Origin of the sequence: Cohnella boryungensis, from assembly GCF_042651945.1 — a bacterium.
Classification (GTDB): domain Bacteria; phylum Bacillota; class Bacilli; order Paenibacillales; family Paenibacillaceae; genus Cohnella; species Cohnella boryungensis.
The window spans coordinates 22,761-43,596 of the sequence record NZ_JBHSED010000018.1 but is presented as its reverse complement, the minus strand read 5'-3'; the positions used below and the strand labels follow the sequence as shown (position 1 = coordinate 43,596).

Here is a 20,836-nt window from a genome sequence, read left to right as displayed (position 1 = left end):
TGCTGCTTTAAATCTTTAGCTCCCCGAGCTTAATAAGCTCGACAACCGCTTGCGAACGACCTTTGACATTCAGCTTTTGCATCACATTCGAGATGTGGTTGCGAACCGTTTTCTCGCTGATAAACAACTGCTGCGCAATGTCGCGGGTCGTCTTGTCCTGTACCAGCAGTTCAAAGACTTCGCGTTCCCGATTGGTGAGTAGGAATTTGCTTTTATGGTCGCTGCCTTTCAACGTTTGTCACCCCTCCTTGCCCGGGAATGTTGTGATTACAAGGTATAGGGATACAGTCAACTTTATCATATGAAAGGGTTTTTCCTCTGGTGCGGAGGTCCGGCAAAATGGGCACAGAAAGATTCCGCGGGCGAGAATAAGCGGATTTGCAACGAGCAAATGAAGGTTGTGATTTTTAAATAAAAGTGCAATTTCTAAGAAATCAGATTTCAACGGAAAACCGTGACAGACGAATACTGAAGATTCATCTAGATTCTGAAGAATCATAAATTGAGATTAAAAACCGATGCTCATAAAATTAAAAATGTAGCCGTCAAAATGAAGGGGGGAACCGTAATCGAATTCGCCTTAAAGGTTGATGAAACCGTTTACCGTGCCCATGAGATTGCCAGCCGGTCAGAGGAAATGGTGCGGCTGAAGGAATGCCGGTTATCGGAAGGGGGCCGAGTGGCGGCGATGCTTCGCCATCCTGCGGACGTTCTGGCGGCGATCCAATATACGCGGGCAAGCGGCGCATCACTCCTGCTGCTGCATGGAGACACGCCGCTTGCGGCTGCGATAGCGTCGGCCGCAAGCGCCGGGTGCAGCGCGCTCGTGCACGGCTCCCCGCTGCAGGCGCTGCGCCTGAAGGGGGTAAGCCTGGCGGCGCCTTCCCCGCCGTCACTGTGCCAATACAGCTCGGGCACGACGGGGAAGCCGAAGCTGATCGTCCGGCCCTGGACGGAGATCGAGCAAGAGATGGACAGCTACAATCAAAGATTGGACCCGTCGGGCAGCGATACGCCGCTTATTGCGGTGCCGGTGACGCATTCGTTCGGATTAATCGCTGGCATGCTTGCCGGATTGGCCAGGGGTACGGTCCCCCGCGTCATCACCGATAAGAATCCGAAATACGCGATGAAGCTGATTCGGGAGAGCGCCGATTCGATCGTCTACGCCGTTCCGTTCCTCTATCAGCTGTTCGGCGCCTTGGGCAAGGGCGACTTGCGTTATCGCAAGCTCGTCAGCTCGGGAGCCCCGCTTACAGAGGCGCTATTGGCGCAGCTGGTTGAAGCGGCTGACGAGGTATGGCAGCAATACGGCTGCTCCGAGATCGGATGCATCGCGCTGGGGTCGCAGCCGACCTTCCCCGATGACGTAGGAGCTCCACTGCCCCATTTGACGGTGACTCTGGAGAGTCTTCGGAGCGAGGCGGCGGATGACGAGGGGGAAGGGTATGCCGTAGATCGGACAGACCTGTCTGTCCGGGAGATCTTCGTCAGCGATCGGGCCAAGTCCCAGTCCATCAGGACGGGAGATATAGGGATGAGAACGGAAGGGGGAAGATTGCGTATCCAGGGTCGTTTGGACGACCTGATCAACGTTTCGGGACAGAAGGTTATGCCTTCGGAGGTAGAGCGGGTGTTGGCCGGCTTGCCTGGCATCAAGGAGGTCGTCGTATACGGGACGAGACATCCCGTATGGGGAGAAGCGGTCAAAGCGATGATCGTAGCCGATCGCAGCCTCCGGGAGGACGAGCTGCGGACGTTGTGCGGGAAGGAATTGCCTGGCTACAAGGTTCCCGCGTTCATCGAGACCGTAGATGAAATTCCGCGTCCCGCCTCAGGCAAGACCAGTAGAAGATATATTCGAGAGCGAGAGGGTGGTTAAGTGATGGAAAGACAGGAAATGGCGGAGCGGATCAGAAGGATCATCGCCGATAATCTGGATGTCGCCGTGCCGGACGTCTTGAAGGAAGAGGATCGGCTGAGCGAGGATTTGAATCTCGATTCCATTATGGTGCTGCAGCTGGCGGTCTATCTGGAGGAAAGCTTCGGCGTGTCGATTCCGGAGGAAGAGGTCGATCCTTCCGTTTTCTCTACGGTAAGCTCCCTGATCGATTTTATCGGGACGCTTCAAGAGGTCGGAGCTGTTAACGGATGAGCGGGCTGAAGCTGGGAATCGTCGGATTCGGAAGAATCGTGGAGCTGACCCACCTTCCTGTGCTGGCGAAGCAGCCGGACGTCGAGGTGAGCGGAATATATGATCTCACCCCGAAGCGATTGGAGCTGGCCGCAAGAAGAGGCTTTCGGACCTTCGAGCGCTTGGAGGCGCTGTGGGCAAGCGAAGCGCAGGCGGTGCTGATCGCCACCCCTCCGAGCAGCCACTACGCGCTTGCCGCGCAGGCGTTGAGCCACGGCAAGCACGTGCTGATCGAGAAGCCGATCGCGCTCGATTCCGGGGAAGCCGAGCGGCTGTCGCAGCTGGCGCGCGAGAATCGGCTGATCGTATCGGTTGTGCACAACAGACGGTTCGATGATGATTTTCGTCTTGTGCGGCAGGTAATCGAGAGCGGGGAGCTGGGCGAAATTTTGTTCGTCGAAAGACGATGCCATCGGTTCGGCTCCGGCGCCTCCTTCGGCGTTCCGTCCTTCCATCCCGGCTGGAGGAACGAGACGGCTTACGGCGGAGGGGCTTTAATGGATTGGGGCGTGCATCTGGCGGATCAGCTCCTGCAGCTTGGACTCGGAGCTTGGCAATCCGTGGAGGCTTCCATGCAGCAATTGCGATGGAACAAGGGAGAGACGGAGGAATGCGTGCAGGCGCGAATCCGATTGGACAACGGAATCTGGCTGTCGATGGACATTCATTTCGGCTCGCATGCGGCATCGCCGCTATGGATCGTCGGAGGCGACCGGGGAACGCTTCGGGTCGAGGAGAACGGCGAGGCGGCAATATACGGGACTGGGCAGCAGCCCGGTCGAGTCGTGCCGGATTTTCCGGTCGGCGGTTATCGGAAGGATTACGAGGGAACAAGACGCATTCATGCCTCCTTCGCCAGCTGCTTAAGAGGGGAAGGCGAGCTGGAGGTAACACTGGAGCAGGCAATCGAGGGGATGCGTCTGCTGGATGCCATACGCATGGCAGCGGCCGATAAGAGGGAGGTTCGTTATGGGGATATTGTTCGCGGCGCCTCAGTTGGAGTTTGATGAAATTCGCGAGCCCTGGGTCGCATCTGTGCTGGAGCTCGCGGCCAAGGGAGTGTTCGTGGGAGGACAAGCCGTCTCGGACTTCGAAGCGGCCTTCGCGCGTTATTCGGGCACAGTTGGAGCGGTTGGCGTCGGAAACGGAACGGATGCGTTGTTTCTCACGCTTAAGGCGTTGGGCATCGGACCGGGGGACGAAGTCGTCACGGCGGCCAATACGTTCGTGGCGACGGTCGAGGCTATTCACCATACCGGCGCGACGCCCGTCCTTGCGGACTGCGATCCCGACAGCTACCTGATCGATCCGGAGCAGCTGAGGGCATGCCTCACGCCCCGCACGAAGGCGGTGATTCCCGTCCACTTGTACGGACAGATGGCGGACATTGAGCCGTGGCTGTCCGAATTGACGGACCGGGGAATATACGTGATCGAGGACAGCGCTCAGGCTGCCGGGGCCCGGTTAAGGGGCAAACCTGCGGGCAGTCTGGGAACGGCGGCGTGCTTCAGCTTCTATCCGGACAAAAATCTCGGAGCGCTAGGGGACGGGGGCGCCGTCGTTTCCGCATCGCCCAACGTCCTGTCGGAGCTTCGGAGACTTCGCAATCACGGGGGAGAAACAAGATACACGCACGAAATCCCCGGCTTCAACAGCCGTCTGGACGCCTTGCAGGCGATCGCGTTGAGGCTGAAGCTGAGCCGCCTTGACGAATGGTCGGCGCACCGGCGCAAAGTAGCCCAATGGTATGAGCAATATTTGGGCGATCTTGACGGAGTGGTTCTTCCTTCTCACCGGGGAGACGAAAGTCATGTTTTCCATCTCTATGTCATTCGATTGCCCGCATCGGCTCGGGACGAGGTTCGCAAGGCGTTGCAGAAGAAGGGCATTCTCACGGCGGTTCAATATCCGCGTCCGATCCACCTTCTGCCGGCTTTCCGTCATCTGGGCTATGGAAGCGGAGACTTCCCGATTGCCGAGTTTTGCGCGGAGCGAATATTGTCCTTGCCGATGCATATCGGGATGGACGAAGCGGCGGTCGCGTTCGTGTGCGGACAATTGAAGGAGGCGTTAGGCCGGAGCCGATCCGGGTCGCAGGCCATATAAGACGTATGAAATGCGTTCGAGCCGACAGGAGGGAAAGGATGACGCATAGCGATCGCAACGAAATCATGAAGCGGCTGAAAGCCAAAATCGCGGAGCTGGTCGACAGTCCCGAGCTGGCGGAACGGCTGGATGTCCATGGCTCTATTCAAGAAGCGGGCGTGGATTCCATACTGACGATCAATCTGCTTGTCTATATCGAGGAAGCCTTCGATGTGACCTTCTGCGACGAGGAACTGGATATCGACCATTTTGCCACGGTGAGCCAGATCGCGGATTGCATTGCGGGCAAGAAAGCCGTGGGCGCCCGATGATTACGCCGCAGGTGCATTGTTTGCTGGACTGCCTGTCGATCGGCTTGCAGGAGTGCAGGGGCATCGATATCAGACCGGCGTACATCGGAGCCTGGAATGCCCCCTTTGTCGCAGACGAGCATGGATTCTCCTATTTCTCGGACACGATTGATCCCGATCTTGAATTGACGAGATTCGAGCGAATCTACGGAAAATGCATCGACCGATGGCAGAATCCCTTCTGGAGCAAAGAGGAGAAGTTCGCGGCAATGGAACGGGCGGCGGAGGAGGGCGGAGCTCGCACGGTCATGGTTCTGGTCGATCTCTATTACTTGCCCTATTCGGCGATCTGTTACGGATTGAAGCATTTTCCCCACATCGTAATCGTAGAAAGACAAGAAGAGCGGGACTGGCTCTTAAGAGACCCGTTCTTCGAATGGGAAGGACCCGTATCGCACACGGTGCTGCTGCAAGCCCTGACCTGCGAGCAGCTTAGCGCGGGAATCTCGCTGCAAGCCGAGGCTGCTCAAGAGCCGGCGCCGGAGACGGTCTCGGCCCTGTTTCGGGAGCAGTTCGACCGAACCTCCAGAAGTCCGCTCATCGAAGGCGTTGACCGCTACATGAAACAGATTGCCGAAGGAGCTGCGGGCTATTCGGTCGAGGCGTTGTTCGCCACAATCGGACAGGTTGGCATCGTCGCGAAAAGATGGAAGGCTTTCGGCGTAATTGCCGGGTACTTCGCCGAGATGAGCGATGCAAGCCCCGATCCTGCGCTTCGCGCTCTGGAGCTGCTGCTGCTTCGATGGGAAAATTTCGTATTGGCCATCGTGCGGCTCGGGGTATTGAACAGGCCGGAACGGCTGCCGGACGCGCAGGACAAGCTGCTGCGTCTGGAAACGCTGGAGACGGAAGTCAGAGCCGAGCTGTGGAAGCTCTTCGAGCGATGGGAGGCGACGTGTCATGAAGTCCTCGCGTGAGGCGGACGGGCTAAGGATCGGCTACATTACCGGACAGGCAAAACGGCTCAACGAGCGGGTGATCGACAATCAATGGGTCGGTTATCTGGCCAAGCATGCCGAGCTGGTTCCGATTCCGCCCTTGCAGCTCTTCCGCATGTTCGGGGGAACGATCGAGCGGTTTCGCCGCTCGTTTCCCCATAGTCTGGAGCGGCTTTCCTCCGGAATCTCGGAGCTGCGGGACAGGTACGGAATTCGAACCTTATACATGAACGTCCCGTCGCTGCTTCCCTACCTGATGATGGGACGGGCCCAAGCTGGAGCCGATCTCGGATTTCTTGGCATTGCGCACTGCGCGGGCTCGGAATCGTGGATGCGCCAATGGCTTGGCATTGCTCCCTTCCTGAGCGAAAGGGATGTGCTGCTCTGCTCGTCGGAGGCCAGTCTGACGGCTCTTCGGCGAATATCCGACCGCTATCGGACGATGAGCCTTATTCCGCTCTGCACGGCGCTGCGCGATCGGGACGAGGCAGAACGGGCGATAGCGGGGAGAAACGGAACGAGACTGCTCTCCATCGGCCGTCTCGAGGATGTCAAAAACATCGATTCCCTGCTTCGTATATTCGCGAAGCTTAAGAAAGAGTTGCCGCAAGCGATATTAACGATCGCCGGGGAGTATACGGGCATGCGGCCCGGCCAGGCGGAACTTTACAAGGAGAGGCTGCTGGAGATCGTCCGCAGCCTGGAGCTGGAAGCAAGCGTGAGGTTCGCGGGGCCGGTAGACGGCGAGGAGAAGGAGCGGCTATTCCGGGCGGCCGATCTGCTGGTGAACCTGTCGACGGATCCGGGCGAGACGTTCGGCTACAATCTGATCGAAGCGAAGGTCTGGGGCGTTCCCGTTCTCTGCGCCAACTGGAACGGATTCAGGGAGGTCGTCTCTCATGGCGAGGACGGTCTTCTAATCGATTGTGAATGGCCGGACGACGGCGGCCTCCCCCGGCTGAGGGAGGATCAGGCTGCGGAATGGGCGGTCCGATTGCTCAGGGACGAACGGCTTCGCGCAGCGATGTCCGGGTGTGCTGCGGAGCGGGCCGGCCTGTACGATTACGAGACGGTTTTTCCGCGCATCTCTGCGGCCATCGCCCGGGCAGAATCAAGCAAAGCGTCCACGCATCGGGCGCAGACGGGGGAATGGATGCTGGGGACGCTGTCCGAGCTGCCCGACGCTTATCATGTCGACAGCTTGCGGCGGCTGCCGTTCTTCGAGGAGCCCCTGATCGACATTGTGTCCGGGGCTTCGACTCTTCCTCTGAGGGAATGGATGCCTGCCATCCGGCCGATCATCGGACATTATGCGGGGAGGTTCTCCTATGCAGAGCTTTAGACTGTTCATGAGGCTGCTGCCTTACGTCAAGATTCGTTGGCGAAGAACGGCTGCGGCTTATGCTTGCGTCTTCGCGATGCTGACCTTCAATCTGCTTCAGCCGTTCGTGTTTCTGCTGCTCATCGACCGCGTACTGGTCGGTCGGGAGACCGAGCTGCTCGGACCGCTTCTCGCCGTTTCCGGCGGTCTGGCGCTGGCTTCGGCGGCGCTGGGCGTCGTTCGGGCCGGCTTGTTCCGCTACCTGGGCATTCGTCACACGCTTGATTTGCGCGATGTCATCCTGGCTCATCTGCGCCGCATCCCGATGACCGAGATCGAACGGGTAGGCGCAGGCAAGTATACGGCGCTGATGGGGATGGACACCGCGACGATGGGCAACTTCCTGAATCACGTTGTCGTGGAGCTGGCTTCGCAAGCCTATTCGCTGGTCTTCGCGGTAGGGGTTATTTTCTACATGGATTGGCGCTTGGGCACGGCGGCGCTGATCTTCATCCCGATTCTGATGGCGATTCCGCGCCTGTTCCGCGAGGCCATTGCCAGAAATACCGGTCACGTACGCGCTCATAACGAAGAGATCGGCACGTATTTGTATGAAAGCATTGAAGGCTCAAGAGAGATTCGCGTTCACGGCTTGGAGCAGTGGGAGCGCGAGCGGAACGAACGGCAGTATCGGCATTTGGTTCGGGCGAGCGTAATGGATACGCTGTATCGGGTCATGTCCGCCAGCTTCGGATCGCTTGCCGTAAGCGCCGTAATCGTACTGCTCTATGCGTTCGGAAGCGGCCGGGTGCTTGACGGTGCCATGACGCTGGGCGTGCTCGTCGCGCTTGTTCAGTACATGAACAATGCGCTGGCCCCCGTGCAGGCGATGAACGGGTTCGTCGGAGAACTGCAAGCGGGGGAGGTTGCGATGGAGCGAATCGAAGCGTTCCTTCGCTCGCCGACCGAGGCGGCTGCGGACGTGTCCGATGACGGGCCGGAAGCGGACGAATGGAAGCCGGAGGTAGCGGCTGCGGGGCTGGAAGTGACGAAGGAAGGCCACGGGATTCTGCGGGGCGTCGATTTCAACGTCAAGTACGGCGAGTTTGCGGCGTTCGTGGGCCGCAGCGGCGCGGGCAAGAGCACGGTGTTCCGGACGCTGCTCGGCTTCATGGAGCCTACGGGAGGGCATATGCGAATCGGCTCGCTGCCGCACGGATGCTGGTCGCGAGGCTTTCTGAGCCGAAGGCTGGGCGTCGTGTTTCAGGAGAGCTTCCTGTTCGCGGGCACGATCGGAGAGAACATACGGATGGGCCGGCTGAACGCCTCTGACGAGGAGGTCTATGAAGCGGCCTGCCTGGCCGAATTGAAGCCGCTCATCGACAGCCTCCCGGAGGGCTTGAACACCTCGATCGGCTATCGCGGCGCGCAGCTGTCCGGCGGCCAGCGCCAGCGAATCGCCATCGCCAGGGTACTGCTGCAGCAGCCGGACATTCTGATTCTCGACGAGCCGACCTCGGCGCTGGATCGGTCTACCGAGACCCGGATTCTGTCCGCGATCGGCAAGGCAATGGCCGGCAAAACGGTGCTGATGTCCACGCACCGGCTCGATACGGTGGAAAGCGCCGATACGATCTATGTCCTGGAGCAGGGGGAGGTCGCATCGGCCGGGAAGCATGCGGAATTGCTGCGGAGCAGCGCCGAATACGGCGGGCTGATCAAGCGGCAGGAGCAGGCGGGACAGGAGCGGGTGCCGGTATGACGCAGATGACGTTGATCCGGTTGTTCGCGGCAACGGCACGGAAGGATCGGGGCTTTCACTATGGCGGAGGAGCGGAAAGAAGCTATATCAGCTACGCCGAGCTGTACGCCGAATCCTTGGAGATGGCGGCTGAACTGAAGCGCCTGCCGCTCCGCCGACGGTTCGTCGCGCCGATCTGGATGGAGCCGACCCCCGCCTGCTTCCGGGCCTTTATGGCCGTCGTTCTTGCGGACGGCATTCCGGTGCCGCTGCATGGCTTCGCTTCGGCCGCCGAGACTGCGGATCGCTGTCTGGGCTTAGAGGCGGAGGTGCTGCTGGCTTCCGGTCGCGGGCTAGAGGCGCTGCGGGCTGAGGGCGCCGAGGAGAGGCTTGCGGCTGACGGAACGCTGCTCTTGAATGGGGAGACGGGGAGGCTGCTTAGCGGCGACAAGGAATTCGCAAGCCTTCGTGCCGCGTCGCGCGAAGCCCGTCGATATACGCCGCCGGACGAAACGGCCGTCGTGTTCCTGTCCTCGGGGTCGACGGGCCGGCCCAAAGGGATTATGCTGAGCGACCGCAATCTGACGTCGAACCTGGATGCCATCGGACGAAGCCTGACGCTAACGGAGCAGGATGCGGTGCTGCTGACCAAATCGTTCGGCTACTGCTCGACGATTACCGGGGAATGGCTGCTGGCGCTCGATACGGGGATGAATATCCGCCTGGAGCCGGGCCTGCTTCATCCGCTGCAGCTTGTTACCGCCATCAGGAGCTCATCATCCACTTTCGTGTGCACGGTGCCCGCAGTCGCGATGGCGCTGGCCAAATCCGAGACCTGGAAGGCGGAGGACTTGGCCAGCCTGCGCAAGCTGCTTGTCGTAGGCGCTTCAATGCCGTCGGACATGCTGGCTCTGCTCCAGCGGAGACTGCCGGACGTCGACATTCGGACCGGCTACGGCTTAACGGAAGCCTCGCCTCGCGTAACCTGTCTTCCTGCCGGCGGGCTGCTGTATAAACCGGGCTCGGCAGGCTGCGCGATTAACGGAGTAGAGATCGCGATCTACCGGGAGCGGCAGCGGGTGCTGACACCGGGACAGCCGGGGGAGATTGTCGTGAAGGGGCCGAACGTGATGCTCGGCTATTACGACGATCCCGAGCGTACGGCTCATACGCTTGCCTCCTACGGATTGCGCACGTCGGACGTGGGCTATCTCGACGAGGACGGCTGTCTGTACCTGACCGGAAGATTGGACAACGCTTTTAACGTCGCGGGTCATTTGTTTCACCCCGAGATGCTGGAGAATGCGCTTCTGACCCACCCCGAAGTCCGGGAGGCGGCAGTCGCGGGCTTGCCGGACGGCTTGACGGGCTACAGGCCTTTCGCCCTGATCGTTCCCGGCATCATGCCCGAGACCGCAGCTGCGGCAGAGCAATTGAAGCAGCGGCTCAATGCGTTTTGTACGAATAAGCTTTCCGCCCCGGCGCGTCCGAAGGATATTTTCCTCGCTGTCGAGCTTCCCCGCACAAATACGGGGAAGCTCGATCGGCCGGGGCTGCAACGAAAGATAAAGGAGGTACGCGATGCATTCCCATACGGAACGATCGGAGTTGGAGCTGGCGACCATCGGAGTGGTGGCCCGGCTCGTCAAAAGGAGTCCCGATGAGATCGGCCTGGACGACTCCTTGCTGCACGACCTGCATCTGGATTCCTTGCATGTGCTGGAGCTGCTGACGCTGCTGGAGGAGGAGTTCGGCTTCGAGACGAGCGCGGAGGATCTGCGTCCGGAAGTGTTCAATACCGTGTCGTCCCTCGTGACATTCGTGCAAAGCAGGCAATCGGCTTGAGGTCGGCCATGGAGCGGCGTCTGGATCTGCTGGCGAGAGAGGCGGCAGACCGCTATCCGTATTACAAAGCGTGGCGCGGGGAGGATCTGCGATTCGGCGATTTGCCTCTTGTGGACAAAGCGACGCTGAACGGCTGTCGGGCAGAATTCGAGTCTCCGATGCGCGAAGAGGGGATTGTGACTTACACCTCGGGCAGTACGGGCACCCCGTTTCGCTGCATTAAGACGAAGAAGGAGCAATTGGAGCTGGCGATGGGAATCCAGCGGAGCCGGAGAAGGGTAGGCATTCCGCTGGGCTACCGTTCGGTGCTGCTCGGCAATTCTGTGCTGGCCGACGCCAGAATGACGGCCCTTTACGCGAATCAGGTGAGCAAGCAAGCGCCGCATCTGATTCAGGGGAGATGCTCGGGACTATACGAGCTTGCCTTGTATTTTGACAAGACGGGCCTGCCGATTCCCGCTTCCTTGCAGGCGCTGCAAAATTGGGGGGAATACGTGCAGCCGGCCCAACGGACGGAGATAGAGCGGATATTCGGCGTGCCGCTGTTGGATTATTACGGCATGGAGGAAATATGGCTCATCGCCTTCTCGAACGGTAGCGGGCGGCTGGAAATCGACGATCAGCTAGTCTACGTGGAAGCGATCGATCCTGCAACGGGCCGTGCTGCGTCGGAGGGAGAAGCGGGAGAGCTGGTCGTGACCTCCTTCGTCATGAAGAGCCTGCCGTTCCTGCGTTATCGAACGGGGGATATGGGACGCATCCTGCCCGGTCCATCTGGCGGAGGTCCCTTGCTGGAGCTGCTGCCGTTCCGCGTGTCGCAAATCAAACTGCCGGGCAGAGCGGTCAACGCTTCAGTGCTGCGTTATCTGGATCGATTCTATCATTCGCTGGCCGTAGACATGGGCATGACGCAATTCCAGCTTGTGCAGGAATCGCCGGCCCTGTTCCGGCTGCTGATCGTGGCCGAGCCGGTGCAGGCTTCCGAGCTGAGCGAAGCGGCGCGAAGGCTGGAGCTGCTGCTGAAGCAGTGCCTACTACTCTCCGAGCTGGAGATCGAGGTGGAGCGGGTGACGCACATTGAGCCTCATCCGGTCAGCGGCAAGTGCCAGCCCTTCGTCAGCAAAGTGCTTTAGCGCGCGGTGGCTGAGATTTCAACGAAGGAGGTTTATTATGAGGGTCAATATCGTCGAGAAGGACGCTCCGTTCCGGTTGGCGGCGTTGGAATGCGCAGCCTCCTGCATCGTGTCGGCGCTTGACATTCGGGGGCTCGACCGCCGGCTGTTTCTCATGGGCTATTGGCATACCGTCTATTACGAAGGGCTGCTTATGTCCGCCCAAAATATCAAGTGGATCGAGCTGGCGTACGAGTATGGCATTCAAACCCGCATGACTTCCGGGCCGCCGGGCGAGGTTGCCGCACTGCTGGAGCGAGGCGACATGGCGATCGTCCTCTGCAGAGCTTCGGAGCTGCGCTTCTTCCCCGCTTCGATGCTGGGCTTCGAGTCGACAGGGTTCTATCACTGCGTATTGGCGTATGGAAAGGGAGAGGCGGATAATAGCTTCCTCGTCACGGATTCCGTGGCCGGCTTCCGAGGGGCCATGACGACGGAGGAACTGGATCGGGCGGGCGTAAGAAGCCAAGAATGGGTGTATTGTCATTTGAGCTTCAACGCCTCTTATCGTCAGCCCGAGCTGCGTGCCTCCTTCCTGCGGGAAACGAACCGAATCCTGGATGAATACGTAAGCGATGGGAGAAGCGCGATCGACAGCTTCCTCGGCGTGCTCGCCGAAAGCGGACAATGGGACCCGGTCAAGAGGCGAAGCTGGACGGATCGGAACAATATCGCCTTAGCCGCTTTGTCCAAAATGAGAACGATCGTATGGCAAAGCTATCTGGATACCGGACTTCTGGGCGCAGAGGAACGGGAGACAGGCTCCCGGCTTGCGGAGAAGATCGTCCGCGGGTGGACGAACGTAAATCTGCAGCTTGTCCGGTATGGCATCTCCGGCGTCCCGCGATCGTCCGATAGCATTCGTTCGGGAATCGAGGAGGTCGTCGCTGCGGAGCTGCTGCTGCTGAAGCTGCTGGCCGGATCGGAGCGTGAGCCGGAATGAAGCTTAGCCTGTGTACGATTTCGTTCCGTCACGAGCTTGTCTCGTTCGACGAATTGATGAGGCTTGCCCAGACCTCAGGCTTCTCCGGGATCGAGCTGTGGAGCGTGCATGCGGCTTCCCTGTCGAGGAGGCTGCCCTTCGGAGGAGCGGGGATCGCCGGAGACATGAGGAGCAGAGGTCTTGAGCTTCCGATGATCAGCGGATACGTCAAGCTGCTTGGGGATTCCGACCAATTCGCCGCCACGGAGCGGGAATGGGAGGAGATGATCGCCAGGGCGAGATTGTTCGGAACGGACAAGCTGCGCATCTTTGCGGGGGACATAGCCAGCGCGTCCGCCGGGGAGCGGGAATGGGCGACCGTGACGCGGCGCTTGCGCCAGCTGGCGGAGGCCGCCTCACGGCAAGGCGTTCGTACGGTCGTGGAGACGCATCCCGGCTCCTTGGCGGATTGCACGGCGTCGACGCTGCGCGTTCTCGAAGAGACGGAGCATCCTTGGCTGGGCATTAATCTCGATTTTCTCCATCTCTGGGAAGCCGGCGATCGGCCGAAGGAGGCCTATGAGGCGTTGAAGCCTTGGACGGTGCATTACCACTGCAAGAACATTGGCGATCGCCGCTTCTTGAACGTGTTCGAGCCAGGCAACGTGTACGCGCCCGGCGGAAGCCGGGAAGGCATGGTTCCGCTTGCCGAGGGCGCCGTCGATTACGCGGAGATTATACGGATGCTGGCCGAAGAGCAGAAGGAGGCCGCCGTCTCTCTGGAATGGTTCGGCGCAGATCCTGTCGGCTACTTGTCGGCCGAGAAGGATTGGATCGACAGCGTCCTCCGCTCAACCTCCGCCGGGCGCGCCGATTTCTAGCGGCGGATTCGATTGCATGGACCGGGAACGCCGGTCTCTGCGATATTCCATCGGCGTCATGCCGACCTTGAGCTTCACCATGTGGGTGAAGTTCCCGGGATTGCGAATGCCGACGTGCTTGCAGATTTCCTGAATGCGAAGCTCGGTTTCGTCCAAGTACCGAAGCGCCCGAAGAACGCGCATTTCGTTCAAATGCCGAATCGGCGAAACGCCGAAAATCTGGCTGAATTCCTGGCAGAAATAATTGGGGTTGTATCCGACTGCCCCGGCGATTTCCAGCAAGGACAAATCCGGATTGGACAGATGCCTGCGCATGTAACGGACGGCATACACGATCGGTCTTCCGCTTTTCTTGCGCTGCGAAGGGCCGGGAGCGGCCTTCGGCTTCTTTTTCGCCGAATCCTCCGCCGGACGGACCTGCATGAAGCATTCGCTGAGCAAGGAGAAAAGCAGGCAGGAGAGGCGGATTCGCAGGGCGGAGTCGAGCGATTGCTGCTTGCAGGAGAGGACGAGATTCAACAGGCGTTTGCCGTAATCGTTAACGGGCAAGGAAATCGAGGACAGCACGGTGCCCGCCGATTGAAGGAAAGCGGCGTCGAAGTTCAGGCATTGAATGTAGGACAGCAGCGAGGATTCGAGGCGCACCGCCTGCATAGGCCTGACAAGCAGGAAACGGCTGCGGGGAATGGAGCGGCGCTGATCTCCGATGACGCATTCGAAGGATTGCTGCTGCGTCCATAGCAATTGGAAATAAGGAGAGCACCACTCCTTCCCCGAGATGACATCGAATTGCTTGAATGTCACGGGAAGCACGTCCGTAATTTGACGTTCGAGCACGTTTAGACCCCCTTCGCAAATGGCTCAATACTAAAGCTTGAGTCGGTTCTCATGGCTTTCGGGTGAAGGCGCGTTCAGAACATTGCATCTCGGGCGATTCCTTGGCGTCCAATCGCGGGGCGCAACTCTATTATAGTCAAAATCTGACGACAAGAGGTGCTGAGGATGTCGAAAACGGCAGAAAGGGATGAGATTGTCCGCTATATAAGGCAAAAAATTGCGGAAATGCTAGAAAACGAGGCATTGGGGGAAATGGATGTTCACGAAAAAATCCGGGATGCCGGTATGGACTCGCTGAAGGTCGTACAGCTAATCGTCCATATCGAGGAAAGGTTCGAGGTCGCGTTCGGGGACGAGGAACTGGTCATCGATTATTTCGCTACGATCGATCAATTCGCCGAGAATGTGGCCGCCAAGCGCGCCGGCCTTGCGAAGCAAGCCTGATGGAGAGCGGGAAGAGTTGTGAAAATAAGGAGGAATTGCGATGAACGGCAAAGTGCTTCCGGTAAGCCAGCACGACTATCGGACTTATCCGAACGTGGCCAATCTGTTCAGCATCATCTCGGGCCATGAGGAAACGCTGCCTTGGGTGTGCAATCATTTTATCCAGCTGGTCTATTTCTCCTCCCTGCGCAAAATCGACTACACGAACAAAACGGACAGCTTCTTCGACCCGTTGCTCTTTGATTGTCCTTGGCTGAATATACAGTACACGCACAGAGACGCCATTGCGCACGTATGGAGGGGCAACTTCACAAGGTTCGCCATCGATGCAGTCGATATGGGCAACTATTTGTATTTTCTGGCCGACCAGTATTATATTCGCGAATCCGAAGCCTACGGCAAGCATCCTCACCACCACGATATGTTCATCTACGGCTATGATCCGAAGGCGGAAATCTTCTATATTGCGGACAATCTGCGGAACGGCAAGTATGTGCAGACGACCTGCGGATTCGAAGAGATGGAGCAGGCCTACGCCCACGCGGACCCGATGAAGGACTGGTTCGATTGCAGGGTCATGTCGATCTCGTTTAAGCCTCGCACCTATTTCCAGTACGAGAGATACCTTTCGTTCGATACGATAGCGGTTGCGGATGCGCTGTCGAGATACGTGAACGGAGTGAAGCCCGCGACGCGCATGTGCATGGAGAACAGCTACGGTCTGGAAGTATACGAGCGCCTGCAGGAGTATTTGACCGAGCTGAAGGAAGGACGGGAGGTTGCCGACATCCGACTGCTGCACGTTCTGCATGAGCATAAGAAGCTGATGCGCGTTAGAATCCGCTATATGCTGGAGCACGGTTATCTGGAGGACGAGCAATGGCTAAGCCGTTACTCCGCTGTGGAGAAGGAGCATGAAGTCTGCGTCGGCGTGATGCTCAAATACAGTCTGACGGGAGACGGCAAGCTGCTGGACCGGATTCAAACCGGCCTGCGGGAAATCGTTCCTCTGGAGAAGGAGCTGCTGCAAGGCATCATCCGGCAGCTTCGCGAAGGCCGTCATGCCACCGGCTTAACGGTGTAGCTGACCCGGGCGACCGGAGCGAGCCGCCGCTTCATCTCAGCCCCCTCTGCTTTCCTGAACGGAAACGGGAGGGGGTGTTTGACGTTAAGCCGTGTCATGCGAAAGCCACCTTTCTGTAGAGGGAAGGAGTGGCTATGGCCTATATGAATACCGACTTGAGCTATGCGTACAAAATTCATTCGTCCCGTCTGCGCAAGGCGAATTGGAGCCTGGACGGCTACGGCGCCGCGGAGGCGCGCCGCAACGGGGAACTGGTTGCGCTAGGGGATAGCCAGGCGCTGCGCTTTATCCGCGAGCTGAGAGGCATCTCCGAGACGGACAAAGCCGACCGCATCCGTCGGATTCGGACGGAGCTGGCCGAGTTGAAGCGGCAGCCCCGAAGCAAAGGGCGCGGGGAACGGATCGCGAAGCTGTACGAGGAGCTTTATTCCGCAGTGACCGTGCGTGATTATTTGTCCATCGTGATGGACAGCATGGCCGATTTCGACCGGCTGAACCACGCGAAGGGCTTTACCGTGAATGGCGTGCCGTATAGGCGCTGGCTTGCGACTCCGGGCGGCGTCAAGAAAAATACGGTTGTGTATGTAAGCGAGGAGCTTTATCCCGCGTTAGCGAGGAAAGTCGAGAACGGCAGAGACTTGAGCGTTCCGCTTGTCCCCGCGAAGTACGAGGCTTACAAAGCGCTGACCTGCTCCGCTTCGAAGCCGGTTCCCGAACCGGCCGGGGTGCTCGTTGTTCAGGATTGCAAAGTGCCGATTGAGGCGAATGTCGTACTCATCTCCGATGAAGGGGACGAGCCTGAAGTTACGGAAATGCGCAGCTACGCGCTGCTTAACCATAACAGCGACGGTTACGGGCTGATTGCGCCGGAGCTGAGCCGACGATGGGCGGAAGCGCTGGGATTGGACTATGTGCCGGGAGGCTTCTGCATTCGCAATGCCTTCATGAAGGGGATGCTGTATACCTTCGATTACCAGGCTTGGAGCAAAGAAATTGCGCAGACGGATGAGGTTGTCGACATATGGGGAAGCAAACGCTCGGTGACGGATAGCGAGATTGTGCTGACGGAATCGATGCTGAAGCTCTGGAGCTCGTACGACAGCATCGAGCAGTATCTGGCGTGCTGCCGGAGCGGCGGGTATACCTTCAGCGTGACGAAGACGACGCCGAAGCGGCTGGATCACGAGCGGGATTTGAATTATCAGTTCCTTCAGTCGCTGGACCTGACCGATGCCGACATCGAGGAGTTGATCGCGCCCACGATTAACGAAATTAAGGAGGTGCTGGGCGGCGATTACCGCAAAACGCTGCTCTTTCTCAAGGGGATGCATATGGACGAGGCGTCCTTCGGGAAGAGCGATTACGATTATGCCAAGGCGCTGATGATCGATCCGGACCTCGTTAGCGATCCTTACGTACGCAGTCACGTCCACAAGCGGATCAGCCGACGCATTCAAGGCGCGAAGATGGGAGAGCTGAGAGCACGGGGCAATTACGCTTTCCTGTCCGGCGATCCTTACGCCCTGTGCCAGAGCATGTTTGGAATGAAGGTGACGGGTTTGCTGGGCTCGGGGCAATTCTACCATCGCTACTGGAGCGATCGCGGCGTTCAGAGGATAGCGGGCTTCCGGGCGCCGATGACCTGCCATCATAATATTCGGATGCTCCCGCTTGCGGATACGGCAGAGATGAGGCGCTGGTATGCCTATCTGGATACGGTGGTCGTATTTAACGCGTTCGATACGGCGGCTCTCGCCATGAACGGCGCGGACATGGACGGCGATGCCGTATTTACGACGGATAATCCCGCGATTCTGCGCAACATTCGGGAGCTTGATGCCATCGTATGCGTGCAGAGGAGCGCGGCCAAGAAAGTTATTGAAGAGACGGATCTCATAAGAGCCAACAAGCTGAGCTTCGGAGACCGGATCGGCAGCATTACGAACCGGATTACGGCGATGTACGACGTGCTGGCGAGATTCGAGCCCGGCAGCGAGGCGTACAGAACGATGGAATATCGTATTCGCTGCAGCCAGAATTTCCAGCAGAATGCGATCGACCGGACGAAGGGCATAGAAAGCCGCCCGATGCCGAAGAGCTGGTACGACTATCGGGCGAATGCCGACGAAGACGGCGATGATGAGGAGACCCTGGAGGCCAAGCGGAGGAATCGAACGATTACGGCGGATAAAAAGCCCTATTTTATGATCTATCGTTATCCCGAGCTGAAGAAGGATTACGACAAGTTTCGAAGCGGAACGAGAACGAACTGTCTGAATCGGTTCGGCTGCACGGTTGAGCAGCTCGCCGAGAAGTCGGAGAGAACCGAAGCCGAGGAGGAATTCCTGACCTACTATAGGTTGAAAATGCCGGTGTCGACGGAAGGCTCGGTCATGAACCGCATCTGTTGGAAGGTCGAGGCGGCATTGGACGGCATAAGGGTATCGGCGGCCAACAGCAAGGGATACGACCATACGCGATTGAAATCGGATTCCGGCTATCGGCCTGCCCGTTACAAGGAGGTCGCCGAATTGCTGGCCGTCTATCAAGCGGAGACGAAGAACTACGCCGCGTTGCAAAGCGCGGGCCTGCTGAGCGAGGACGAGGAGAATTGGTTGGCGGATAGCCGAACGTTCGTGGAGGACGCCTACCGGATTTGCAATGATGAGGACGAGCTCTGCAGCATTGTCGTCGATCTGTGCTATACCGACAAGCGTTCCAAGCAATTCGCCTGGGACATTGCGGGGAAAACGATGATCCGCAATCTGCTGAGGGTTAGCGACAATCGGATTTCCTATCCCGTGCCGGACCCCGAGGGCGAGCTCTATTATCGAGGAGAACGCTTTACGATGCGAACTTGCGAATTCAAAGGAGTCGATTGGGAATGAAGCTGATGACGAATGAGAAACAGGTGCTGGAGCAGGTATTGGTTGAGGGTCAATTCGGTCGCAAGCCGACAGCGGCAATCCGCGTGTTGATGAAGCATTATTTCTCTCAAGGACTGTCCAAGGAGGAGGTGCGGGAGAAAGTCGAAGGTCATCTGGCGAAGCAGACCGGCTATCAGCCCGCCCGATGGGACAAAACGCTGACTGCAATGGTTCGCACGATCGCGATTCAGAGCCATGAGCTGCATGAGGTCGAAAGCGTCGATATTATGCGGCGAGAGCTGGATAACATCGCAGCCTTGCAGGACCGTAATCTGGAGAAGCTGGCGTTTGTCTTGCTTGTGTATGCCAAAGCCAAAAACAAAATGAACCCTGGCAACAAAGGCTGGGTCAGTCAGCCTGCGAAGCTTCTATTGAAGGAAGCGGAGCTTAGCCGTGTGAGAAATAAGGAGCTTCTGCTGCATGAACTGGTCAATCGAGGCTACATTACTCCTTCCCGCATCGTCGACCGGGAGGACGTGCAGGTGAACTTGGTCCTGGATATCGGAGAGGCCGGCATTGTCATTCGCGATTTAAGGGATGTTGTCGCTTATTATTTGCAATGGAAGGAAGGAGGCACCCGTTACGCGCATTGCGCCGAATGCGGGCTCTTGTTTCGAAGAAAATCAAACAACGGAAAGTATTGCGCATGCTGCAAGAAGCAAAAGGAGCTTGCATGGAAGCGAGAGAACATGAGAAGCCGCAGACGGGCTTGCGTGGAGTAGTTGGAAATCCCCGCAGGCCTTGTCCCGCAAGGTGCGCGGGGGTTGGAGGCGATTTTCCTAATATGAAACTGATCTCTGGAGACAGGCGGGTCCCCCACTCGCCTTCTCTCCGGGAAAGTTCAGAGATGTGAAGGAGGTGTATGGAAATAGCCAGGTTAGGAGAAATCATCGCCTACAAGAACCGAATGACCGATCTGATCTTGTCCGATTCCGACTTGTGCAAAGCGCTCTATTATGGCGAGAACGACTTTCTGGATCAGCCTGAACGATCAGATTCCGCAGCGCTGCTGTACAGCAAAGTGTTTCCGTACCCGTTCGTTCCGGGAACGGAGGCCAGTACGGGGATGTTCCTGACCGTATCGGCGGAAGAGTTCGCGAAAGTCCACGATGTCTACAATTCAGGCCTTCTGAGCGTAAGCCTCTTCGCCCATCGAGATTCGCAAGCGACGGCCTATGGCTGTACCCGAACCGACTATGGAATGGACAGGGTGGATCGCCTGCTGAATCAGGCGAAAGGGTCGGGGCTCGGCGAACTGCAATTCAATGCGATGAATTCGCTGACGGTGAACGAGCAATATTACGGGGTCCGCTTGCAGTACAAGTGCGTGGATTTCCGCTGATCGTATGAACGAGACGATCGAGTTAAAGCTGTTGGCCAACGTCCCGATCGAAATCGGAAAGGGGCTGGCGTTCACCGCGCCGACCTTGAAGCAGCTCATTAGCATAGGGGACAGCGAGTACGACAGGATGATCTCAACGCTGTTGATTAACAAGGACTCTTCCAAGGACATGTCGGAGAGCGGCTTGACGAGCTTTGAGATATTCTATTTGAACTGCGGAGCAAACGCGGAATTCTGGACATTGGCCCGAAAGGGACTTGCCGTATTGCTGAGCCAGGAGCCTCGATTGGGCGAAAGCCGAGACGAGGCTTATCTCTCATTCGGCGACGATCCGGAATGTCGATTGGACAATCGCAATTTCGAATATTTTCAAAGCTTGATTCTGTTCTCTCATCATGTAAGCTTCGCCAAGGAAGAGTACAAGCCTGCCAATGCCAAAGCCAAAGCGCTAATCGAGAAGCTTCAGGTAGGGAAAGACGAAATTCTTCGCAAGAAAGAGCAGATTTACAGCCTCGCGAGCAAAATATCGGGAATCGCCTGGAAGTCGAATGCGGTGAATATATTCAACGTGTTCGATCTGACGATCTTCCAATTCCACGATGCTCTGAACCGACTTGAACAAGTCGACCATTATTTGTTCACGATACAAGGCATCTACGCCGGCAACGTGGACGGTAAGAAAGTAAACCTATCCCATCTGCATTGGAGCAGAAAAATCAAAGGAGATTGATC

The 20,836-nt window shown here is 58.0% G+C and carries 21 protein-coding genes; 19 read left to right on the top strand and 2 right to left on the bottom strand.

Annotation, left to right across the window (positions count from 1 at the left end; genetic code table 11):
* Window positions 1-7: 7 nt before the first annotated feature.
* Window positions 8-232: a helix-turn-helix domain-containing protein gene (locus ACFO1S_RS11800; RefSeq protein WP_019422432.1), complete on the bottom strand. Its 225-nt coding sequence runs from the start codon at window positions 230-232 to the stop codon at window positions 8-10.
* Window positions 233-502: 270 nt separating this feature from the next.
* Here ACFO1S_RS11800 and ACFO1S_RS11795 point away from each other — a divergent pair, with 270 nt between their 5' ends.
* The 13 genes from ACFO1S_RS11795 to ACFO1S_RS11735 are packed head-to-tail and all read left to right on the top strand — an operon-like array spanning window position 503 to window position 13,470.
* On the top strand, window positions 503-1,882 hold the full coding sequence (locus ACFO1S_RS11795; RefSeq protein WP_378126820.1) for an AMP-binding protein: 1,380 nt from the start codon (window positions 503-505) through the stop codon (window positions 1,880-1,882).
* 3 nt (window positions 1,883-1,885) lie between these two features.
* Complete coding sequence (locus ACFO1S_RS11790; RefSeq protein ID WP_204604755.1) at window positions 1,886-2,155, top strand: phosphopantetheine-binding protein; 270 nt, start codon at window positions 1,886-1,888, stop codon at window positions 2,153-2,155.
* Complete coding sequence (locus tag ACFO1S_RS11785) at window positions 2,152-3,201, top strand: Gfo/Idh/MocA family protein (RefSeq protein ID WP_204604754.1); 1,050 nt, start codon at window positions 2,152-2,154, stop codon at window positions 3,199-3,201. The genes ACFO1S_RS11790 and ACFO1S_RS11785 overlap by 4 nt, the downstream gene beginning before the upstream one ends.
* Window positions 3,164-4,300 (top strand): DegT/DnrJ/EryC1/StrS family aminotransferase, encoded by a 1,137-nt coding sequence (locus ACFO1S_RS11780; RefSeq protein ID WP_204604753.1) that lies wholly within the window; start codon window positions 3,164-3,166, stop codon window positions 4,298-4,300. The genes ACFO1S_RS11785 and ACFO1S_RS11780 overlap by 38 nt, the downstream gene beginning before the upstream one ends.
* Window positions 4,301-4,338: 38 nt before the next feature.
* Window positions 4,339-4,611 (top strand): acyl carrier protein, encoded by a 273-nt coding sequence (locus ACFO1S_RS11775; RefSeq protein ID WP_204604752.1) that lies wholly within the window; start codon window positions 4,339-4,341, stop codon window positions 4,609-4,611.
* Window positions 4,608-5,567 carry a DUF6005 family protein gene (locus tag ACFO1S_RS11770; protein ID WP_204604751.1) on the top strand — a complete coding sequence of 320 codons (960 nt, stop codon included), beginning with the start codon at window positions 4,608-4,610 and terminating at the stop codon, window positions 5,565-5,567. Before ACFO1S_RS11775 ends, ACFO1S_RS11770 begins: the two co-directional genes overlap by 4 nt.
* Window positions 5,551-6,930 (top strand): glycosyltransferase, encoded by a 1,380-nt coding sequence (locus ACFO1S_RS11765; protein WP_204604750.1) that lies wholly within the window; start codon window positions 5,551-5,553, stop codon window positions 6,928-6,930. The genes ACFO1S_RS11770 and ACFO1S_RS11765 overlap by 17 nt, the downstream gene beginning before the upstream one ends.
* Window positions 6,917-8,671: an ABC transporter ATP-binding protein gene (locus ACFO1S_RS11760; RefSeq protein ID WP_204604749.1), complete on the top strand. Its 1,755-nt coding sequence runs from the start codon at window positions 6,917-6,919 to the stop codon at window positions 8,669-8,671. The genes ACFO1S_RS11765 and ACFO1S_RS11760 overlap by 14 nt, the downstream gene beginning before the upstream one ends.
* Window positions 8,668-10,314, top strand: a complete 1,647-nt coding sequence (locus tag ACFO1S_RS11755; RefSeq protein ID WP_204604748.1) for a class I adenylate-forming enzyme family protein — start codon at window positions 8,668-8,670, stop codon at window positions 10,312-10,314. The genes ACFO1S_RS11760 and ACFO1S_RS11755 overlap by 4 nt, the downstream gene beginning before the upstream one ends.
* The gene (locus tag ACFO1S_RS11750; RefSeq protein WP_204604747.1) at window positions 10,232-10,495 is read left to right on the top strand and encodes a phosphopantetheine-binding protein; all 264 of its coding nucleotides are present in this window, start codon (window positions 10,232-10,234) and stop codon (window positions 10,493-10,495) included. The genes ACFO1S_RS11755 and ACFO1S_RS11750 overlap by 83 nt, the downstream gene beginning before the upstream one ends.
* Window positions 10,492-11,628 (top strand): phenylacetate--CoA ligase family protein, encoded by a 1,137-nt coding sequence (locus ACFO1S_RS11745; protein WP_378126817.1) that lies wholly within the window; start codon window positions 10,492-10,494, stop codon window positions 11,626-11,628. The genes ACFO1S_RS11750 and ACFO1S_RS11745 overlap by 4 nt, the downstream gene beginning before the upstream one ends.
* A 37-nt stretch (window positions 11,629-11,665) precedes the next feature.
* Window positions 11,666-12,610 carry a hypothetical protein gene (locus ACFO1S_RS11740; RefSeq protein WP_204604745.1) on the top strand — a complete coding sequence of 315 codons (945 nt, stop codon included), beginning with the start codon at window positions 11,666-11,668 and terminating at the stop codon, window positions 12,608-12,610.
* Window positions 12,607-13,470 carry a sugar phosphate isomerase/epimerase family protein gene (locus tag ACFO1S_RS11735; protein WP_204604744.1) on the top strand — a complete coding sequence of 288 codons (864 nt, stop codon included), beginning with the start codon at window positions 12,607-12,609 and terminating at the stop codon, window positions 13,468-13,470. The genes ACFO1S_RS11740 and ACFO1S_RS11735 overlap by 4 nt, the downstream gene beginning before the upstream one ends.
* Here the strand turns inward: ACFO1S_RS11735 and ACFO1S_RS11730 are convergent.
* Complete coding sequence (locus ACFO1S_RS11730) at window positions 13,441-14,307, bottom strand: helix-turn-helix domain-containing protein (protein ID WP_204604743.1); 867 nt, start codon at window positions 14,305-14,307, stop codon at window positions 13,441-13,443. The genes ACFO1S_RS11735 and ACFO1S_RS11730 overlap by 30 nt on opposite strands.
* A gap of 165 nt (window positions 14,308-14,472) precedes the next feature.
* On the opposite strand from ACFO1S_RS11730, the gene ACFO1S_RS11725 reads away from it, so the two are divergent.
* From ACFO1S_RS11725 to ACFO1S_RS11700, 6 genes are all read left to right on the top strand, one after another.
* Window positions 14,473-14,751: an acyl carrier protein gene (locus ACFO1S_RS11725; RefSeq protein ID WP_204604742.1), complete on the top strand. Its 279-nt coding sequence runs from the start codon at window positions 14,473-14,475 to the stop codon at window positions 14,749-14,751.
* A gap of 40 nt (window positions 14,752-14,791) precedes the next feature.
* Window positions 14,792-15,835, top strand: coding sequence for a hypothetical protein (locus tag ACFO1S_RS11720; protein WP_204604741.1), 1,044 nt, complete (start codon window positions 14,792-14,794; stop codon window positions 15,833-15,835).
* A 134-nt stretch (window positions 15,836-15,969) separates the two neighbouring features.
* The gene (locus ACFO1S_RS11715; RefSeq protein WP_204604740.1) at window positions 15,970-18,723 is read left to right on the top strand and encodes an RNA dependent RNA polymerase; all 2,754 of its coding nucleotides are present in this window, start codon (window positions 15,970-15,972) and stop codon (window positions 18,721-18,723) included.
* A complete protein-coding gene (locus ACFO1S_RS11710; RefSeq protein WP_204604739.1) occupies window positions 18,720-19,484 on the top strand; it encodes a hypothetical protein in 765 nt (254 codons plus the stop codon). The genes ACFO1S_RS11715 and ACFO1S_RS11710 overlap by 4 nt, the downstream gene beginning before the upstream one ends.
* Before the next feature lie 140 nt (window positions 19,485-19,624).
* Window positions 19,625-20,104 (top strand): hypothetical protein, encoded by a 480-nt coding sequence (locus ACFO1S_RS11705; protein WP_204604738.1) that lies wholly within the window; start codon window positions 19,625-19,627, stop codon window positions 20,102-20,104.
* A 4-nt stretch (window positions 20,105-20,108) separates the two neighbouring features.
* Window positions 20,109-20,834 carry a hypothetical protein gene (locus ACFO1S_RS11700; protein WP_204604737.1) on the top strand — a complete coding sequence of 242 codons (726 nt, stop codon included), beginning with the start codon at window positions 20,109-20,111 and terminating at the stop codon, window positions 20,832-20,834.
* The last annotated feature ends 2 nt before the right edge of the window (window positions 20,835-20,836 follow it).

What these genes read in the sequence shown, in the direction of transcription:
- ACFO1S_RS11790 (WP_204604755.1), top strand. Translation starts at nt 1,886, where the DNA reads ATGGAAAGACAGGAAATGGCGGAGCGGATCAGAAGGATCATCGCCGAT.
- ACFO1S_RS11785 (WP_204604754.1), top strand. Translation starts at nt 2,152, where the DNA reads ATGAGCGGGCTGAAGCTGGGAATCGTCGGATTCGGAAGAATCGTGGAG.
- ACFO1S_RS11780 (WP_204604753.1), top strand. Translation starts at nt 3,164, where the DNA reads ATGGGGATATTGTTCGCGGCGCCTCAGTTGGAGTTTGATGAAATTCGC.
- ACFO1S_RS11775 (WP_204604752.1), top strand. Translation starts at nt 4,339, where the DNA reads ATGACGCATAGCGATCGCAACGAAATCATGAAGCGGCTGAAAGCCAAA.
- ACFO1S_RS11770 (WP_204604751.1), top strand. Translation starts at nt 4,608, where the DNA reads ATGATTACGCCGCAGGTGCATTGTTTGCTGGACTGCCTGTCGATCGGC.
- ACFO1S_RS11765 (WP_204604750.1), top strand. Translation starts at nt 5,551, where the DNA reads ATGAAGTCCTCGCGTGAGGCGGACGGGCTAAGGATCGGCTACATTACC.
- ACFO1S_RS11760 (WP_204604749.1), top strand. Translation starts at nt 6,917, where the DNA reads ATGCAGAGCTTTAGACTGTTCATGAGGCTGCTGCCTTACGTCAAGATT.
- ACFO1S_RS11755 (WP_204604748.1), top strand. Translation starts at nt 8,668, where the DNA reads ATGACGCAGATGACGTTGATCCGGTTGTTCGCGGCAACGGCACGGAAG.
- ACFO1S_RS11750 (WP_204604747.1), top strand. Translation starts at nt 10,232, where the DNA reads ATGCATTCCCATACGGAACGATCGGAGTTGGAGCTGGCGACCATCGGA.
- ACFO1S_RS11740 (WP_204604745.1), top strand. Translation starts at nt 11,666, where the DNA reads ATGAGGGTCAATATCGTCGAGAAGGACGCTCCGTTCCGGTTGGCGGCG.
- ACFO1S_RS11735 (WP_204604744.1), top strand. Translation starts at nt 12,607, where the DNA reads ATGAAGCTTAGCCTGTGTACGATTTCGTTCCGTCACGAGCTTGTCTCG.
- ACFO1S_RS11725 (WP_204604742.1), top strand. Translation starts at nt 14,473, where the DNA reads ATGTCGAAAACGGCAGAAAGGGATGAGATTGTCCGCTATATAAGGCAA.
- ACFO1S_RS11720 (WP_204604741.1), top strand. Translation starts at nt 14,792, where the DNA reads ATGAACGGCAAAGTGCTTCCGGTAAGCCAGCACGACTATCGGACTTAT.
- ACFO1S_RS11715 (WP_204604740.1), top strand. Translation starts at nt 15,970, where the DNA reads ATGGCCTATATGAATACCGACTTGAGCTATGCGTACAAAATTCATTCG.
- ACFO1S_RS11710 (WP_204604739.1), top strand. Translation starts at nt 18,720, where the DNA reads ATGAAGCTGATGACGAATGAGAAACAGGTGCTGGAGCAGGTATTGGTT.
- ACFO1S_RS11705 (WP_204604738.1), top strand. Translation starts at nt 19,625, where the DNA reads ATGGAAATAGCCAGGTTAGGAGAAATCATCGCCTACAAGAACCGAATG.
- ACFO1S_RS11700 (WP_204604737.1), top strand. Translation starts at nt 20,109, where the DNA reads ATGAACGAGACGATCGAGTTAAAGCTGTTGGCCAACGTCCCGATCGAA.